The sequence below is a fragment of the Streptomyces sp. NPDC002566 genome, from assembly GCF_042889585.1.
Taxonomy (GTDB): domain Bacteria; phylum Actinomycetota; class Actinomycetes; order Streptomycetales; family Streptomycetaceae; genus Streptomyces.
In genome coordinates this window covers 26905-43563 of record NZ_JBIARD010000007.1, presented here as the reverse complement: position 1 = coordinate 43563, position 16659 = coordinate 26905, and the positions used below count along the sequence as shown (strand labels likewise).

At 68.6% G+C, this 16659-nt stretch carries 16 protein-coding genes and 3 pseudogenes; 3 read left to right on the top strand and 16 right to left on the bottom strand.

Annotated elements, in window-relative coordinates; all coding sequences use genetic code 11:
* Positions 1-79: 79 nt before the first annotated feature.
* Complete coding sequence (locus tag ACFYXA_RS26895) at positions 80-223, bottom strand: hypothetical protein (protein ID WP_389037303.1); 144 nt, start codon at positions 221-223, stop codon at positions 80-82.
* A gap of 816 nt (positions 224-1039) precedes the next feature.
* Here ACFYXA_RS26895 and ACFYXA_RS26890 point away from each other — a divergent pair.
* Positions 1040-1756 carry a hypothetical protein gene (locus ACFYXA_RS26890; protein ID WP_389037300.1) on the top strand — a complete coding sequence of 239 codons (717 nt, stop codon included), beginning with the start codon at positions 1040-1042 and terminating at the stop codon, positions 1754-1756.
* 372 nt (positions 1757-2128) lie between these two features.
* Here the strand turns inward: ACFYXA_RS26890 and ACFYXA_RS26885 are convergent, their stop codons facing one another.
* The 8 genes and pseudogenes from ACFYXA_RS26885 to ACFYXA_RS26850 form a co-directional block, all read right to left on the bottom strand.
* Positions 2129-2728, bottom strand: a complete 600-nt coding sequence (locus ACFYXA_RS26885) for a DUF6081 family protein (RefSeq protein WP_389037297.1) — start codon at positions 2726-2728, stop codon at positions 2129-2131.
* 278 nt (positions 2729-3006) lie between these two features.
* Positions 3007-3456 (bottom strand): annotated as a pseudogene (locus ACFYXA_RS26880) (pyridine nucleotide-disulfide oxidoreductase); the annotation flags it as partial.
* A 12-nt stretch (positions 3457-3468) separates the two neighbouring features.
* The gene (locus tag ACFYXA_RS26875; RefSeq protein ID WP_389037294.1) at positions 3469-3801 is read right to left on the bottom strand and encodes a hypothetical protein; all 333 of its coding nucleotides are present in this window, start codon (positions 3799-3801) and stop codon (positions 3469-3471) included.
* Between the two features lie 67 nt (positions 3802-3868).
* A protein-coding gene (locus tag ACFYXA_RS26870) for an IS5 family transposase (protein ID WP_389038261.1) occupies positions 3869-4737 on the bottom strand; the annotation gives its coding sequence in 2 pieces (ribosomal slippage) (positions 3869-4515 and positions 4515-4737; 870 coding nt in all).
* 57 nt (positions 4738-4794) lie between these two features.
* Positions 4795-5181 (bottom strand): annotated as a pseudogene (locus tag ACFYXA_RS26865) (NAD(P)-binding domain-containing protein); the annotation flags it as partial.
* Between the two features lie 391 nt (positions 5182-5572).
* On the bottom strand, positions 5573-5959 hold the full coding sequence (locus ACFYXA_RS26860) for a hypothetical protein (protein WP_389037291.1): 387 nt from the start codon (positions 5957-5959) through the stop codon (positions 5573-5575).
* 666 nt (positions 5960-6625) lie between these two features.
* The gene (locus ACFYXA_RS26855) at positions 6626-7615 is read right to left on the bottom strand and encodes an LD-carboxypeptidase (protein ID WP_389037288.1); all 990 of its coding nucleotides are present in this window, start codon (positions 7613-7615) and stop codon (positions 6626-6628) included.
* Between the two features lie 387 nt (positions 7616-8002).
* On the bottom strand, positions 8003-8875 hold the full coding sequence (locus tag ACFYXA_RS26850) for a glycerophosphodiester phosphodiesterase (RefSeq protein WP_389037285.1): 873 nt from the start codon (positions 8873-8875) through the stop codon (positions 8003-8005).
* Positions 8876-9108: 233 nt separating this feature from the next.
* Here ACFYXA_RS26850 and ACFYXA_RS26845 point away from each other — a divergent pair, with 233 nt between their 5' ends.
* The gene (locus ACFYXA_RS26845; protein WP_389037282.1) at positions 9109-9444 is read left to right on the top strand and encodes a hypothetical protein; all 336 of its coding nucleotides are present in this window, start codon (positions 9109-9111) and stop codon (positions 9442-9444) included.
* Between the two features lie 201 nt (positions 9445-9645).
* Here ACFYXA_RS26845 and ACFYXA_RS26840 read toward each other — a convergent pair.
* Positions 9646-9720, bottom strand: a pseudogene (locus ACFYXA_RS26840) (hypothetical protein); the annotation flags it as partial.
* A 625-nt stretch (positions 9721-10345) separates the two neighbouring features.
* On the opposite strand from ACFYXA_RS26840, the gene ACFYXA_RS26835 reads away from it, so the two are divergent.
* A complete protein-coding gene (locus ACFYXA_RS26835) occupies positions 10346-10969 on the top strand; it encodes a TetR/AcrR family transcriptional regulator (protein WP_389038258.1) in 624 nt (207 codons plus the stop codon).
* Positions 10970-11101: 132 nt separating this feature from the next.
* On the opposite strand, the gene ACFYXA_RS26830 is transcribed toward ACFYXA_RS26835, so the two are convergent.
* From ACFYXA_RS26830 to ACFYXA_RS26805, 6 genes are all read right to left on the bottom strand, one after another.
* Positions 11102-12451, bottom strand: coding sequence for a ferric reductase-like transmembrane domain-containing protein (locus ACFYXA_RS26830; RefSeq protein ID WP_389037279.1), 1350 nt, complete (start codon positions 12449-12451; stop codon positions 11102-11104).
* A 206-nt stretch (positions 12452-12657) separates the two neighbouring features.
* Positions 12658-12867, bottom strand: coding sequence for a DoxX family protein (locus tag ACFYXA_RS26825; RefSeq protein WP_389038255.1), 210 nt, complete (start codon positions 12865-12867; stop codon positions 12658-12660).
* Positions 12868-13063: 196 nt separating this feature from the next.
* Positions 13064-14671: an FAD-dependent oxidoreductase gene (locus ACFYXA_RS26820; protein ID WP_389037276.1), complete on the bottom strand. Its 1608-nt coding sequence runs from the start codon at positions 14669-14671 to the stop codon at positions 13064-13066.
* Positions 14668-15573, bottom strand: a complete 906-nt coding sequence (locus ACFYXA_RS26815; protein WP_389037273.1) for an alpha/beta fold hydrolase — start codon at positions 15571-15573, stop codon at positions 14668-14670. The genes ACFYXA_RS26820 and ACFYXA_RS26815 overlap by 4 nt, the downstream gene beginning before the upstream one ends.
* A gap of 19 nt (positions 15574-15592) precedes the next feature.
* Positions 15593-16426, bottom strand: a complete 834-nt coding sequence (locus ACFYXA_RS26810) for an alpha/beta fold hydrolase (protein ID WP_389037270.1) — start codon at positions 16424-16426, stop codon at positions 15593-15595.
* Between the two features lie 13 nt (positions 16427-16439).
* A complete protein-coding gene (locus ACFYXA_RS26805) occupies positions 16440-16619 on the bottom strand; it encodes a hypothetical protein (RefSeq protein WP_389037267.1) in 180 nt (59 codons plus the stop codon).
* Between the last annotated feature and the right edge of the window lie 40 nt (positions 16620-16659).

The following is a 16659-nucleotide window of genomic DNA, read 5'->3' as shown; positions in this document are numbered from 1 at the left end:
GCGCGGGGTGGCAGCTGGTTGCTGCCACCCCGTTGGTGCTCACAGGCCCGCAAAGGGAGCCTGCCGGCCGCTGTGTCCGTCAGTTGCAGGCGGCCCAGGCCTGCTGGTTGGAGTTGGTCTGGGCGGGGCAGGACGCGTTGCCCTGGTTGAGCTGGGCGGAGAAGGTGTTGACGTTGACGCCGCAGAACGTGGCGGCGACCGGCACCGACACGTTCTGCAGCACCCGCCAGGACGACGGCGGCGATGACCTTCTTCACCTTGAGCATGAGCGTTGTCCCTTTCCGAAGGATCGAACAGGACCTGCGGTGGCTGGCCGGCTGTCCGGGAACCTACCTGGTGGCTGGATTAGGCGACTATCGTCTCTTTGTTCGGAACTTCCGATATCTGCCAATCGAAGTGAGGGTCCGACTTGCAGTCAGCGAACCGCGATTACCTGCATATCGGGCATATCGATGGTAGGGGAAACGTCAATGCAGCCGACGAAAAAGCAATGGGCTAGGCCAGTGCCTCCCGCGCGGGCCCGCTCTTCTCAGCGGAATCTGTCCACGGGCAGATCGCCCTAGCGTCCGTGCCCGGCGTGGGTGTCCGCTTCTCGCGACACCGTTGCGCCCCGCACAACCGGCACGAAGGGCGCTCAACGGCATGGCACAGACGAAGTTCGACAAGCAGGTGGATGAGACCGCCGAGTCCCTCATGTCGGCATCGGCCGGTTCCCGGCCGGCCGACCGATGGACGGGGTGAAGCGGACCGACGCGACGTTCTGGCGATCAGTACCTGTTTCTGAGCCGCCTGACTCCGGTGCCATCACGTTCGGGTTGGCGCATTTCGGAGATCGATATTCCGTTTTCTGTCGGTATTCTGTGACAAATACAGGATCAAATTGCGGTACGCGCGTACGTACCGTGTTCCTGTCGTCTCCTCCCCCTCTTGCCTCGCGCCGAAGCACGCACGCCCCACGCAGTGCCGTTTCCAGCGCCGCCACGGCAAGGAGCGGCATGTGATTCCCAGTTCCACGGCCACTATTTCGAGGAGTTCTTCCATGCCCGTCGTGCAGGCAGGCCGCCGTCGCTCGCTGCTGGCTACCTCTGTCCTGGTGAGCGCCCTGGGCGCCACCGCCCTTCTGCCGGTGACAACCGCCTCTGCCGCTTCGGCGGCCCCCGCCGCCAACCCGGCTGCCCGCTACGCGGGCCAGTCCGTCGCCATCGGCCAGAACATGGTGGCCGTCCTGCGCAACGATCCCCGCGCCGGCGGCCCCGAAGCATGGATTCGCGCCGTGCAGCCTCACTGGCGGCAGGGCGACGCCTACATGTACCGCGTTCTGGTCAAGCTCGACGTCTCGCACCGGACAGACAAGGAGCGCGGCCTCTCCCTGAGCCTGGTGGGCGCCAAGGGCTCCGCCCCCGCGCTGCGGGTGACCACCGGCAAGAACCGAACCCAGACCTTCCCGCTCCCGAAGGTCGGCACCCCCGACGCGCGGGGCTGCACCATCATCAGCGAGCGCTTCATCGGGGCCGGCACCGTCGCCGTGCTGAGCAACGGTCCGAAGGGGCCGTCGGCCTTCTTCAAGGACGCCGGCGACGGCACGCGCGCCGGCGGCGTCGTGAACCGGGCGCACCCCGCGCTGCCGAAGAGCGCCGGCTTCGTCGCTCGCATCACCCACCCGTACGGGCCGGCCCCCAAGCTCATCACCAACATGGAGGGCGGCGGCCACCCCGCCAGCACGACGGCCTTCCCCGTCCCCGGCTGCACGAAGTGATTTGCTGGAAACGGAAGTTGTGTGCGGGCCACCGCCGACGGTCATCGCCACACATGGTTGTGTCGTTCAGGCCGTGAGCAGCTCCTACGGACGCTCGCTTGAGGTCACCCAGCCGAGCGTTGAGGGACCGCCGTGCCGACCTTCCACCAGGGCGTTCGCCCGGCGAGGCTCTTCCAACACCCCGCGGGAACGACGCAACGACTGCGGCTCGTAGAAGGTCCCGTCGTGGAGCAGCGCCGAGGACGCCCTGCTCACTGGAGGAGGGGCATGGCTCAGGCTGCTGCTGAACGAGGAATGCGGGACGTCGCGAACCGGCGTCCCGCATCGCCCGGTGGGGACAGAACCGTCGAACAGTGGTGCACAGCACGAGGATCACGCCGAACGACCGGTTGATCCACAGCAGCATGCTCCGGTCCGCGCGCGCAGCGCGCGATCGGCCAGTACGCGTGGCCGATCTGCCGGCTGGCGAACATCGCACCGGGAAGGCGGGCGTGCGGGCAGCAAGCAGACCACGAGTCGCAGGTACAGCGGTGCGACCGGCATGCAAGGCAGTGGCGACGTCCGTCTCCGTGAGCCACTCCCTCTTGCTGCTGCCACGCCGGGGACAGCAGATCGTCTCGAGACGGCTTCGTCGGCGGCGCAGTCACGGCGTGCGGGCCAGACGGGCTGCGCGGCACAGCGAGCACAGGAATCCAGTGCCCGTGAACCCGCGCCGAGCCGGGCGGGGGTCGGTGGTGGCCTCAGGCCGAAGCCGCGCAGGCCCCTCTCGGCGGTGACAAACAGGACTTCGCCGGGCCGCGCGGTGAACCCGCCGCGCGCGGAGGCGGTGCCGCCGGTGGAGAAGGCACCCCGACGCAGATGGAACGGGGCGCCGTCCGGTCCCGGCTTGAGCTCGGTGAACGCGGGCCGCCTGGTGCGTGGCTGGAGGGCGCTCGGCACGACCTCCAGGCCGTCCGGCCTGCCGCGGACCACCCCGTCTGCCTCAGAGACCGTCGACCGGGCGCAGCCGCCATGGCGCGCCCGGTCCCTCGGTTTCGCTCGACAGTCGTGAGGGCGGTGACAGCTGCGGTGCCCCGGGCGATCTGGCTGTCCCGCTCGGCTTTCAGCGCGCACGCTTCGGCGATCCGGTTGAAGGAGATCCCCACGTGGTGAGCCATGGCGAACACCGTGGTCAAGTCCCGCTCACGCAGGGCCCGGACGGACGCCGGGCCGGTCAACGGGCGGTGCGGCACTTGGGCGGGTGACGGCGGGTCGCGTGCGGGCTGGCCGACGCCGATGAGTGTGGGGGAGGCGGCGCCGGTCCAGTTGCCGTAGCCGAGCAGGTGCAGGCGCGGCTCGTCCACCGCCCGGGTGCCGGTCGTGGTGATGTGGCCGCGTCGGCCACGGAGCTTGAGCGGGGCCAAGTGGGACAGGGCGGGCCTGAACTCGGTGCCCCAGATGACCGCGTCGGCCTCGGCCCGGGTGCCGTCGGCTCACTCGACACCGCCGGAGTGGATCCGGGTGAACATCGGGCGCACGGCGAGTTGTCCGGCGTCGCGGGCCTGGCGTACGGGCTGGACGGCGACGATGTCGCCGAGCGACGCGACGCCCCCGACGTCCATACGCCCCTCATCAAGGGCCCGAGGGCGGGCAGTTGCCACGTCGAACAGGACACGGCCGTCGATGTGGTCGGCGAGGAAGCGGGGCGGCCGCTGGGGCACCTAGGTCGTGTTTTAGAAGTCGGTGACTCTGCGGGGTGGCCGGCCGGGGAAGCTCCGCCCGGCTATCCAGATGGTGAGGTCGTGGGCGATGTCGTTGATGCTGATCGCGGTGGTGACCTCGTGCTCGCGGCGTGAGCTGTCGCGGCGGACGATCTCGTAGCCGCCCTCGTCAAGCACGGCGACTGAGGCGAACCACACGGGGTCGTCCCCGTCTGGCTGGACGACCACGAAGGTGTTGTCGGTGTCGTTGAGGTCGTCGATCAGCATGAACAGCGCGTCCTCGGACGGGTCATCGATGCGGTCGCCGTTTTCGCTGTCGGCGCCGTAGTACTGAGCCGCCACCATGCCTCTCCCTCGCCTCGCTCGCTCTGGCCGCGTCAGCATGGCATGCGCGACCGACAGCTCAGGTCGGTCATAACCATTCGCCGATCGAGGCGATCAGGACGGCCGCTTCGAAGCGGACGGCGAGTTTGTCGAAGCGGGTGGCCACGGCCCTGTTGTGCTTGAGCCGGTTGATCCCGCACTCGACGGCGTGCCGGACCTTGTAGTCCTCGCGGTCGAAGGCCGGTGGCCGCCCGCCGGCCTTGCCGCGCTGTTTGCGGTGGGCGGCCTGGTCGGCGGGTTCCGGGATCGTGCAGCGGATTCCTCGCTTTCGTAGGTAGGCACGGTTGGCGCGGGAGGAGTACGCCTTGTCGCTGCGCACCCGCAGCGGCCGGACGCGGGGCCGACCAGGCCCCGTGCGAGGAACGCGGATGCTGTCCAGGACGGCGATGAACTGAGGACTGTCACCGCGTTGACCTGCGGTCACCAACAACGCTAGTGGCCGTTGACCCTGTTCACAGGCGAGGTGAATCTTGGTGGTGAAGCCACCCCTGGATCTCCCCAGTCCATGGTCGTCGGGCTCAACGCGGATGCCGCCTGGGGGTTCCTTCTGGGCATGGCTGTCGCGACGGGCGCCTGCGGCGTGTTGATGGGCCCGACAGATCGTGGGGTCGACGTTGACCTCCCAGGTGATCAGCCCGTTCGCATCCGCGCGGGCCTGCAGGCTAGTCAACAGCTAGCCCAGGTGCCGTCACGCTGCCAGCGTCGGAAGAGTCCGTAGACCGTCTGCCACGGCCCGTACTCCGACGGCAGATCCCGCCACGGCACACCGGTCCGCACCCGCCACCGGATCCCATCGATCAGCCTCCGTCGACCGATTGACGGCCTGCCCAACAGCGCGACCGGCAAAAGCGGTTCCAGCACCGCCCACTGCTCGTCCGAAAGATCCCCTCGCCCCACACCGAGATCATCACGGCGCGAGATGAGGGACCGGGTCAACTTTCAAAACACGACCTAGGTCAGGTCCGCGTCGTAGGTGAGGCTGGCGGCGATCTGGGTGCCGGAGTTGCCGCCGCCCACCACGATCACGCGCTGGCCTGCGAAGTCGGCGGGACCGCAGTACTCCACCGTGTGCAGCTGGCGTCCGCGAAAGCCCGACCGGCCGGGGACGGCGGGGAGGAAGGCCGGCACCAGGTGCCTGTCGCGCCGACCACCCCGCGGGCGCGCCAGGTTCGGGACTCCACGCGCAGGAGTTGGCCCTCCCGGTGGACGCAAGGACCCGTACGGGCCGCTCGACAGGGATCTCATAGCGATTCTCGTACTCGGTGAGGTACTCCACCACGTACTGCGCATCGGGGTACGTCTCGCGGGCTGCGCCGGCATGAGCCGTCCCGGGAGGGAGGAGAGCAGCAGCATGCGATCCACCACAAAACGTCGGCGCCATCTGGCCGTGCTCGCCCTGAGCCGACCACGGCCGTCACCGTCGCGGGCTGCGCGTCCAGCTCGGGATCCGACGCCTCGGAACCCCGGACCTCGAAGGCGGCATCCACGCCTGCACCGAAGGGCGTTGTGACGAAGGAGTTCGCCGAGTCGGCACTGTCTGCGTATGAGAAGACCAACAACAAGGCCAACAACAAGGCCAACGACCTGGCCAGCAAGGCTCGCACCGTACAGGCCAGGGAACTGCTCGGCAGGGTCGGGGGCGGTCAGCTCAACGAGCAGAGCCAGGCCGATTATGCGCATTGGAAGACGTGGTTCGCTAAGTGGTCGGCTCCGGAAATCCTTCGGGGGTTGATCAGGCGGCCAGGGCAACAGAGGATTCCTCTTGTCGGTCGGCGGGTGCGTACCGGTCGAGTCGGGCCAGCAGATCGTCCAGGTCGGTGGTGGTGAACTTCCACTGGAACGGCTGTGCCGTGGCGTTGTACCGGTCTTCGAAGGCGCGAAGCCGGTTCCGGACCTGGGACAGGTCCGTGAAGTCGTTGGGTTGGACGACCTTTCGCTGGACGATGGAGAAGAAGATCTCCATCTGGTTCGTCCAGGAGGCGTGTACGGGGGTGTGGACCATGACTGCGTTCGGAAAGGCCGTGGTGAGACGGTCGATGGCCTTCTTCCCCCCGTGGGAGGAGCCGTTGTCGACGATCCAGAAGACGTGTCTGGCGCTCGCGTAGGGCTCCTGGGCCATGACCTGGGTGACCAGGGCATAAAGGGCACGACTCCGGTCTTCGGCTCGCAGCGGCCGAAGACCTGCGCGCGGTGGACGTCGTAGGCGGCAAGGTAGGCCAGCGCACCGCCGCGGCCGTACTCGTGGTTGACCCGCATCGCCCGGGCCTGCCCCGGGGCCAGGGTTGGATGGCAGCGGCAGCGGGCTTGGACGGAGGTCTTCTCGTCGCTGGAGATGACATACTCGTTCGGCCCGAGCGGGACACCCTCGAACGTACGGGCGTACAGGTCAAGGACATGCCGGGCCATGGCGCGGAAGTCCGGGTCACGGATGAAGATCCAGGACCGACACTGCCAGGGCTTGAGCACGTCCTCGCGCAGCCAGCGGCGGACCGTGGATGCGGAGACTGTGTCGGTGATCCCGCGCGCGGTCAGCTCGGCGGCCAGTTCCGGGCAGGACCAGCGCGACAGCGGCACACCGGTCTCGGCGGGTAACTGGCATCTGCGCACGGCACCGCAGCCGGTGCTCGGTCTTGTGGCCATAGGCCAGCTTCTTCAGTCGCTCGCGCTCGGCAGCGGTCGGGACGATCGGGCAGGCCGGCGCAACGGGCATGTCAGACGGGCCGATCGGGAGAAGCGGAACACGACGGGTCGCAGCTCTCCGGGCCTGCGCCAATATCCAACAGACTCAGCTTTCCGCGACCGCCGACTCGATCAGGGACAGCGTCTGGTTGTCCGCGTCCACGTCTGCGCGGACGCCGAGAGGGAGCGGCAGGTTCGGCGAGGTGTGACCGAAGTCGACCTGTGCGAGAACCGGGATGTCACGTCCAGCCAGGACATCGAGTACCACGTCGCGTAGATCTGCGCGCTCTCCGCCGCCCTCGTGGGGCGTGACCTCGGTCGGGATGCCGACCACCATGCCCGCGATCCGGTCCAGCACACCCGACAGCCGCAAGGTATGCAGGTCGTTCCAGATCCGCGAGACCGGCCGCTGCAGCTCCTCCCAGAACAACACGGCGCCCTCGAACCGTTCGGCGGCCGGCGCGAATGGTGTCGCCTGCAGTAGGACCAGGCGGTTCAACAAGCCGCCGATCAGTGGTCCCTGCGCGCGGCCCGGCCGCCAGGTTTCCCAAGCCCCCATTGCCGGCAGCACGCCCGGCGCCTCGGCCTTGGTGAGCACACGGGTGTAGAGGTCGATGAGCTCGGAGCGGCGGGCCTCGTCGCCCAGCGTGTACCAATCGCTGCCGAAACCGTGGGTGACGATGTCGGCGTGGAAGCCGACGAGGCCGGTCTTGGCGTACAACGCCATGTGCAGCAGCGAGATGTCGCTGTAGCCGAGGATCGGCTTCGGGTCGGCCCGGATCGCGTCCAGATCGATCAAATCAAGATAGCCGATGGTCGCCTGTCCACCGGTATGCGCGACGATGGCCCGCACCTCCGGATCCCGGAGCAAAGCATTGAGGTCGGCGGCCTGCTCCGCCGGAGTGCCCGACGCCCACCAGCGGTTCCGCGCCGGGTCTACCATCGGGCTGACTCGTACGCGGAAACCCATCCGCTCCAGTATCGCCACACCGCGGGCGAGCAGTGGTTCCTCACCCGGCTCAAGCTGGGCCGAGGGTGCGGTAACGACCACGAGGTCGCCGGAACGTAGCGCGCGGGGCCGAAGGATCACAGACACGGGGCCTCCTTGTTGATCAACAATGGCGAGCAACAAGGCCAGTGCCGTCGATATTCCGCCTTCCCGACGTGATCAAAGCCCCGGAACTCCGGCTGGGCCCACAGACCGCCTCCACACCTTTGACTGTGCCTGACAGCCCCACTTCGCCACCCAGACCACCAACGGACCGATGTGGAATCACGCCCCGAAGTCAACCCCCGAAGGATTTCCGGAGCCGACCACCAAGGAACAGAGGGATGACGGCACCCCGTTCTTCTGTACCGATCGTCTGCGGGCACCGTCGCCGTTCACGGCACCGCCCACAGCCATCGGTTCATTGTGTTGGTGGCGGTCACGGAGGACTGTTCCAGCTCCGCGGTTGCCACCAGTGCGCGCTTTTGCTTGCGGTCAGTGTCCGAGTACGTGCCTGATCTTGTCGGGGAAGTCGGTGGTGAAGCCGTCCACGCGCAGATCACGCAGGCGGAGGGCCTGGGTGGAGGAGTTCACCGTGTACGGCCACACCTTCAGGGGTGTACCGTGCGGGCCCTTGAGGGCGTGTGCGCGGCGCACGAAGTCCGCAGTGGTGGCCGTGTGCTGGGGGTTGACCGCGTCGGCGAACCTCGCGTACGACGCCAGCTTGCCGGTCGACGCCCTGTCGTCGCAGATGCCGAGCTTGATGTCCGGCCTCTCCTTGCGGACGGTCTTCAGGGCGGCGGCCAGGAAGCTGATCACGTACAGCCGGTTGTGGACGTGATGGGCGTCCAGCCAGCCCTTGCGGCCGAGGACCCGCAGCGTGTCCTGGACGACTCCGGGGAAGTTGCCCGGCCACTTCAACTCCAGGAGGAGACCCTGGTTGTTGCGGTCGAGCCGGTCGAGGACCTGTCCGAGGGTGGGGATGCCCGCCCTTCCGTATCGGGAGGCCTTCCACTGCGGGGATGCTCCGGCGCGCAGCCTGTTCAGTTCCGCGTAGGTGAAGTCGCCCACCTTCCAGGGCGCGCGGTGCGGGAAGACCTTCTCGGCGTCGGTCGTCCGGACGAGGTCCTGGTCATGCATGAGGACGAGCACCCCGTCCTTGCTGCGCTGCACGTCCACTTCGACCCAGTCGATGCCCGCCCGGTCGGCCCGGTCGACGGCTTCCAGAGTGTTCTCGGGGGCCAGCCCTGCGGCCCCACGGTGACCGATGACGAGCGGGGTGGCGGGATCCGCGTGTGCTGGGGGAGCGAGCACGGACACGGACAGGGTGAGGGCGACGGACGTTGTGATGCAGGTGCGTTTGAGCATGGGTGTGGTGCCTTCCAAGGCTTTCGGGGAGGTTCACGACAAGCTTCGAGTGGTCGGCGAGCGCTTGCCCAGCGGTGCTGCTCCGTAGGGGAGGACGCGGGAACAATGGGGGACAGGCAGGGAAATATTGGCGAACATATGGAGAATTGCTGACTGACTCGAAGAGTGGTGGTTGCGGAAGCGGCTGGTCGGCTCGAGGGTGCGCGGGATCGCAGGGGCAAGATGTGCCAGGGATGGCGGCTGCCAGGATCCAGTGCGCTGGACCCCCACAGGCGCCGTACCTGCTCCCCCGCGAGGGCACGGCCACCTGGTTCGCGGTCGTCGGCAGGTCTTCGGGCAGCGACAAGGGCGAGGCGCTGATGATCTTCGACCGGGTGGACGGTACCTACAAGAGGGTGGCCTCGGCCTACGCCGAGTCGACACCGATTCCCGAGGTCGCCGTGGACCGCAACGGGCTCGCCACGGCCGTCGAACCGTCCCGGCGTGTGGGCGCCCTCGCGCCCGACGGCCCGGCGGTCGCCTTCGAGGACCTCTTCGAAACGGGCGGGAAGCGTTCCCGCGCCCAGTAGGCGTCCACTCGGCCGGCGAAGGTGAGCGTGGGCTCCTGCAAGGATCGCAACGACAACAACGGCGGGAAGGCGGCCACCGAGTTCACGTACGCCGACCCGGCGCACTCGAAGGCGTACGCCCTCAAACTGAAGAACGGGGGCGTGCTGACCATGTTCCCCCAGGGCGGATACGAACGGCACCCAGGCCGCACGGCTCAGCGCCAGCCGGGGACCTTCGGCGGCGTTCTTGGAGTCGCGGACGTGAAGGGGGGCGAGGGCTGTGGCTTCTCGACGCAGTCGCCCACATCAGGGCTGTTGCTGTAGCCGCTCTTGAACCAGCGGAGCTCACACCTCCCGTTCCTCTTTCAGACAGCGAGGCCGTCTCGCAACTCGCGTACGGCGTGCTCGCGGTGGTGCTGTGCGGGGATCGCCTGTTCGGCACGGAAAACCTTCAAGGTCCCGGGCGAGCCGTTCTTCCAGCACGAGGTGCACGGGCGCGACTTGATCGGGGGTGGTGTTGGCGCGCGGGTTCGTTGACTTTGTCCGCCCGCGGGACTGGCTGCGACGCCTGTGGACAGACGTTGGAGACCACCAGGCGGGCGCTCCAGCGGCTGGTGTCGCCGTTCCAGGTCAGGAGAGAGAGTGGCGACCGACCAACCCGAGGAAGAGGCCATCCAGGCACTCACCCAGCGCCTCACCGCCGCATACAGCACGACCCGCGATCCCCCGCCGAGGTCGAGGCTGCTGTCGGTCATCGATGGGCGGATCGAAGGGGGCCGTCACTCGGTGTCCAACCGGTGGTCTCCATAGTGGATACGGTGTTGCTGTTATGGTGCTGTCCGAGGAGGTGGACATTTCAGTGGCAGCAGCTGATCCTACGCAGGCGACCCCGGCATCGGGTCGGGGCCCGGGGCGTCCGCCAGTGCCGCTGGAGCGCATCGTCTCCACCGCCCTGCAGATCGTGGACGACGAAGGGGTCGACGCTCTCTCGATGCGGACGCTGGCCCAGCGCCTGGGCTCGGGCACAGCGACGTTGTACCGGCATTTCGACAACCGGACAGCGCTGGTCGCCCATGTCGTGGACCGCATGTTCGGCGCCGTGGAACTGAATGGCGACGAACTCCTCGCGATGGGCTGGCAGCAAGCGCTGCGGACGGTTGCGCACACCATGTTCGATGCCCTGGCCCGGCACCGGAACGCGGCGCGCCTGATGGTCGAAGAGATACCCCTGGGGCCGAACGCCATGGCGCTGCGGGAGCACTGTGTCGCGGCGCTGCTCGACAGCGGCTTCCCGCCGCGACTGGCCGCGCATGCCTTTGCCACCCTCGCCCGCTATGTCCTCGGATTCGCCATACAGGTCAACGGTCATGGCGGCGGGCAACTCGACGACGCACAACTGTCCGCCGTCTTCCAGAGCGTCGATCCCGCCCTGTTCCCGGCAACGAGCACCGTCGCCGGGTCGATGCCCGTTCCGATCGAGGACGAGTTCTCCTTCGGACTCGAACTCCTCCTCAGCGGGCTTGCCCACCTGCACGACGACGCCTGACCCGGCCAGGACGATGCGAACCTGAGCCGCCCGCCTCCGGAGTCATCTCGGCCGGCGCGCAGGCGTCCGGGGGCAACCGGTCGCCGGACAGGCAGGCCCACAGCTGTCGTGACCCGCGTGGCCGGCGCTTCGTCAGCGGAAGGCGAAGTGCTCGGCGTGGAGATGCCGGCGGGGGACGCCCTGGCGATGGAGGCCGCGAGTGAGGCTTTCGATCATGGAGGCGGGGCCGCAGAGGAAGACGTGCGTGTCGGGGGTGATCGGTCCGGCCTCGGCCTGGATTCTTTCGGCGGTCAGACGGCCGTGGCTGCGGCTGAACGTCGGGTGGAGCCGGAAGTCGGGGCGGTGCGCTGCCGCTGCGGTGAGTTCCGGGAGGAACGGTGCGTCTTCGGCGGTGGGTGCGCAGTAGAAGAGGTCAGTGCGGGGCGGCGCTGCACCGGGGTGGGTGAGCCAGCCGAGGAAGGGTGCGATACCGATGCCCCCCGCGATCCATATCTGCCGGGGTCCGCCCAGGGTGTGGTCGAACATGCCGTAAGGACCCTTGAGGGTTGCGGGATCTCCTTCGCTCACGTCCGTGTAGAGGCCGCGTGTACCGCGGCCCAGGGCACGGATGGTGAGGCGTACCGAACCGTCGGCCTGCGTTCCGGCGACGCTGAAGGGGTGTTCGTGCCAGCCGCCGACCCGCAGGTAGACGAACTGACCTCCTGTCACGGGAAGCGCCGTCTCGCCGGTGGGCGTGAGGGTGAGGTCGAGGATGTCGGGTGTCGGCCGCTCGACACGGTCGACGGTGTAGTCCGCCCGGGGTTCCCTGTGCCGTAGCACCAGTTCGTCGTAGGTGTAGGCGGTCATGCCGATGGTGGCCATGGTGACGTAGATCGCCAGGAGGGGCGTGGATCCGTTGATGATGAGATCGAGGAACCAGCCGTGCAACAGGGCCGACAGGAGCAGCAGGCCGGTGAGGCGATGCAGGAACAGCCAGCGCTCGTAGGGCAGTCGGAGGATGCGGCCGACCCGGCCGAGTGAGATGAGGACGAGCAGCAGCAGGCCGATGGCGGAGACGGCGCCGAGGAGATGGCCCATCCCTACCGAAGCGGTCCGGTGGGCGTAGCCGTACTGGCTCCCGTCGAAACCGGAGAAGAAGTGGAGGAGCAGGTGGGGGGTGAGCAGGAGTATGGACCGTACGGCGTACAGCTTGTGCTGACGGTACATGCGGTCCAGGCCGCCGAACCACTGCTCCAACCACATCAGCCGGGTGGCCAGCACCAGGGTGCAGGACATCAGGTAGACGGACAGGACACCGGCGAACTCGCCGACGAAATAAACAGCGCTGAGGCCCTCGGGCCTGAGCCAGTCCCAGGCCAGGTAGAGCATGACCGCTCCGGTCGTGACCGACAGGGGGCCGACGTGGCGCTTCTTCAGGCGCGCGTCCAAGGGAGCGCGCGCGATCCGGACAGCGTGGATCGCAATCACGATCAGGATGGGCATCGTCTACCCCTTGGGAGTCGGCACTGTGGACGAAGGGGCGCGGGGGAAGTCGGGCGGACCGTGCGGTCGCGGCTTGAGTGCCATCGGGCCCAGGTGGCTGCGGTTCCTGCCATTCTAATATTGGCTACACCGTAGCCGTTTATCTGCTTTCAGGGCGACTGCTGGCGCTACCCATCCGTGGAGGCGTGGACTCGATCCGCAGCGCTTCAGTCGAACAACGCCGCGAGGTATGAGGCGACAAGCACCGCGCACACGGCGGCGGGCACGAGTTTGGCAACCGGGTCGCCCTTGCGCAGGTGCACGACCACAGCTCCGGCGAGCAGCAGGAGAAGCCCGGCCCCCGCGAGGCCGCCGAGCGGCGGCACGGCGAGGCCGAGCGCCACGCCGGCGACTCCTGCCAGTTGGAGCACGCCGATGCGGCGGTAGGCGGCGACGGTCCACTCGTGTGCATTCGTCGCGCAGCGTGCCCCGCCCCGGCCCGGAGCCTGGGCGCCTCGATGGTTTCGCCGACGGCTGCGATGGTCTCGCCGTCGACGAGGATGTCGACGTGCTCGGCGGCCGGCCGGTGCGGCGTCATCGTGATGACGTGCGCTACGCGCAGCAGGGTGCGGCTCATTCGGTGGCCCCCGAACCGGGGTGGGTGTGGCTCGGCTGGGACAGCTGGGACATGGTGCGGCTCCTCGTCTGCGGCGTCATCGCCCGCACGGCGGCTTGGGTGGTGCTGAGGAAGTCCCGGGTGGCGATGTGCCCGATGTAGCCGTCGGGGCGGATCAGCAGCAGCGTGTCGCCGGTCAGGCCGTAGGTACTGCGCAGCGTGTTCCTGGGGTCGGAGAAGGCGCGGCCGTCGCCCGCGGCCGGTCCGACGGTCAGCCGCTTCAGCTGGGCGCCCGTCGTCGGCCAGTCGAGGAGTTCGAGGTCCCGGATGGCGCCGGGGCCGTAGGCGATGGCGGTGAAGTGCGGTCCCTGGAAGAGGTTGAACAGGCGGGTCTCGGCGCCGTCGGCGCCGAGCAGTCGGGCGTCCGGGGCGCGGTCGCCCACGTGCAGCGTGCCGGTGTCGCTGCTGTCGCCGTCGGCGGGGGAGAGCGGGCCGCCGTAGTAGGTCAGGGAGAGCTGCTGCTCGTCCTTGCCGCGCTTCATGCTGGAGGGGTCGAGCTTGGCGATGCCGCCCCATTTCGCCGTGGACAGGCCCAGGACCCCGGCGGCGATCGGCTGCCGCTCGGCCTCGTAGGTGTCCAGCAGGGCCGGGTCGGCTCCGGCGAGGACCTGGCCGAGCTTCCAGCCGAGGTTGTAGCCGTCCTGCATACCCGTGTTCAAGCCCTGGGCGCCGGCCGGGGTGTGGACGTGCGCGGCGTCGCCGACGAGGAAGACACGTCCGCGTCCGTAGTGCTTCGCAAGACGGATGTTGGGCCGGAACACGGACTTCCAGTGGATCTCGTGCAGCTGGATGTGCCGGTTGCGGGTGTGGGAGTGGATCCGGTCGACGATGGCGCCGATCTCCTGGGGCGGCTTCTCGTCGGGCGTGAGCCGGATCATCCACTGGAACATGTCGCTGTGGGGCAGCGGGCAGGCACCGATGAGCTTGCCGCCGAGGCCGGGCCACATGTGCCACCGGTTGCGGGCCAGGCCGCTGACGGAGGCATCCACGATCAGCACGCGGTCGGACTCGTCCGTCGTCCCCACGAAACCGATGTCGAGCTGCTTGCGCACCGCACTGGAGCCGCCGTCGGCCCCCACGGCATAGCGGGTGACGATCTCCTCGACCCCGTCCGCGCCCACCACCGTGGCGACCACCGTGTCCTCGTCCTGCGTCAGCTCGGTGAGTTCCTTGCCGAACTCGACCTCGCGGCCGAGCTCACTGAGCCGGGCGTGCAGGGCGCGGTCCGTGCGGAACTGCGGGATCAGCCAAGTGTTCGGGTGTGGGACGTCCGGGGTTGCCTCTTTGTGGGGGAACATCTTCCACGGCACACCGATGGGTCCTGCATGGAGCCCGAGCTTGGGATAGATGTCGCCGCCGGCCAGCACGTCGTCGAGAGCGCCGAGGTCTTCGAGGACTTCGAGGCTGCGGGGCTGGACGCCCTTGGCGCGCGAGCCGTCGAAAGCGTGGGGGGACCTGTCGACGATCCGGACGTCGAGTCCGCGGCGTACGAGGTCGATCGCCAACGCGGAGCCAGATGGGCCGGCACCGATGATCAGTACGTCGATGGCCTGCGGGCTGTTCATGAGTCGAGCCTTTCGGTGCGTGCGGACACGAACGGGACGAGCTGATCGGCGACGTCGCGAGGCCGTTCGAACGGGGCCATGTGCCCGCATCTGGTGATGACGTGATGGTGTTGAGGCTTCAGCAGGGCGCGCGCCGTCTCGAAGTGCACCGGCGGCGTGACGGTGTCCTCGTCGCCCCACAGCAGCAGCGTCGGAATGCCCAGCGCCCCCGTCCGCCGGAAGAGGTCGTCGCGGCCGGTGACCGGTAGGTGCTGCAGGGTGTCGAAGACCGCGTACAGCGAGCCCTCGAAGCGGAGGGTGCCGAGGACCATCTCGGTCAGTTCCGCGCCGAGCTCGGGGTCCCGGACGTTGTGCCCGAGGTGCCCCTGGAGCAGCTGAAGGCCGCGACGGCGGGCGACCACTCCGGCCAGCAAGTCGTTGCGCAGCAGCCGGTCGGGGGAGGCCAACCGCGGTCTCGCGAGACCGGCGGGCCCGACGATGGTGAGAGTGGACACCGACGAGCGGTACCGGGCGGCGTACGTCATGCTGACCAGCGCGCCCATGGAGGTGCCGACCAGGTGCAGGGGCCGCGCCGTCAGGCCGAGCCGGTCCGTCAGCTCGGCCAGCTGCCGCGTGAACAGCGTCTCGTCGTATCGCGCCCGTACCCGGTCGGAGTAGCCGCGGCCGTAGGCGCTGCAGGTCAGAGTGCGCAGCCCGCGGGCGTGCAGCTCGCTGACCAGGCCGTCCCAGTAGAACAGCGGGATGGTCAGACCGCCCGCCATCAGGACCACGTCCCCGTCCTCGGGCCCCGTCAACTCGTAGTGGGTGACGCCGTCGGACAGCTCGATGAAACTGCCGCGCAGCGCCTTGCGCGAGTCGGCGGTGAGCTTGAGGTTTTCGCCCGGGGCGACGAAGTACTTCATGGAACGGGCCTCCTTGCTCTCAGTTCGCGGGGGTGTCGGCGCAGGAGCCGAGGAACTTCGCGATCGCGTCCGCGACCCACTGCGGTTCCTCCTCCGGCAGCAGATGTCTGCCGTGGGGGTGGACGAGCTCCTGGGCGCCGGGGATGTCGCGGGCGAAGTACTGGCCGTCGATGCTCGCGCTGCGCAGCACCAGCGTGGGCACCGTGATGCGGGGGATCTGCGCGCTGCGGTCCGGCTGGTCGGTGTTGCAGAAGTCGACGAAGGCCGAGCGGTTACCGGGGCGGCTCATGAGCTGGTAGGCGCGGTCCACCATGGCGTCGTCCACGATCTGCGCATGCGGCCCGACGGCCTCGCGCAGGTTGCGCTCGATGGCCCTGCGCGGCATCACCCGCCTCAGCAGGGGCCGCACCAGCGGGTTGCGGGTCAGGCGCATCCCCGCGGGCACCGTCTTCTCCGGGTAGCCGGTGGCATTGACCAGCACCAGGCCGGTCAGCCGCTCCGGATGGTCCAGCGCGACGTTCCAGGCGATGTTGCCGCCCAGGGAATTGCCGGCCACCGCGTAGTGCGGCACGCCCAGCGCCTCCGTGAAGCCCGACACCGTCGCGGCGTACGCCGGGATGCGGTAGTCGCGGTCCGGGCGCGGGCCCGTCAGTCCGAACGCCGGCAGGTCGGGACGGATGACATCGAACGAATGCGACAGCAGATCCGTCGCGCGGTCGAAGTGCTGCAGGGACGAGGCACTGCCGTGCAGCAGCACGAGTGCCGGGCCGTGCCCGACGCGCTTGTAGTGGATCCGCAGGCCGTTCACGTCGACGAACCGGGAGTCGGGCTGGGGCTCAGACCAGGTGCTCATAATGGCTACACTGTTACCGATAAGGTAGTCGTGTCAAGAGGAGGCCTTCGTCGCGGGCGCGGCGCCCCGCCTCGGCCGACTCCTGCACGACAACTACGAACGCGGCGACGCCGAAGCGGCCGACCAGGTCGCCGAAGATCCGCTGCGGATGTTCGGCCTTCCCGGCGACGAGGCCCACGAGATCTGCCGGCAACCACTGCCCGACCTGGAGACCGCGGCCGACCGGCAGGGCA

Excerpts from the sequence above, each read along its gene's own strand:
- ACFYXA_RS26810 (WP_389037270.1), bottom strand. The coding sequence starts at position 16,426 with ATGAGCACCTGGTCTGAGCCCCAGCCCGACTCCCGGTTCGTCGACGTG.
- ACFYXA_RS26850 (WP_389037285.1), bottom strand. The coding sequence starts at position 8,875 with ATGCTCAAACGCACCTGCATCACAACGTCCGTCGCCCTCACCCTGTCC.
- ACFYXA_RS26860 (WP_389037291.1), bottom strand. The coding sequence starts at position 5,959 with ATGGCCCAGGAGCCCTACGCGAGCGCCAGACACGTCTTCTGGATCGTC.
- ACFYXA_RS26830 (WP_389037279.1), bottom strand. The coding sequence starts at position 12,451 with ATGCCCATCCTGATCGTGATTGCGATCCACGCTGTCCGGATCGCGCGC.
- ACFYXA_RS26820 (WP_389037276.1), bottom strand. The coding sequence starts at position 14,671 with ATGAACAGCCCGCAGGCCATCGACGTACTGATCATCGGTGCCGGCCCA.
- ACFYXA_RS26875 (WP_389037294.1), bottom strand. The coding sequence starts at position 3,801 with ATGGTGGCGGCTCAGTACTACGGCGCCGACAGCGAAAACGGCGACCGC.
- ACFYXA_RS26890 (WP_389037300.1), top strand. The coding sequence starts at position 1,040 with ATGCCCGTCGTGCAGGCAGGCCGCCGTCGCTCGCTGCTGGCTACCTCT.
- ACFYXA_RS26815 (WP_389037273.1), bottom strand. The coding sequence starts at position 15,573 with ATGAAGTACTTCGTCGCCCCGGGCGAAAACCTCAAGCTCACCGCCGAC.
- ACFYXA_RS26845 (WP_389037282.1), top strand. The coding sequence starts at position 9,109 with ATGGCGGCTGCCAGGATCCAGTGCGCTGGACCCCCACAGGCGCCGTAC.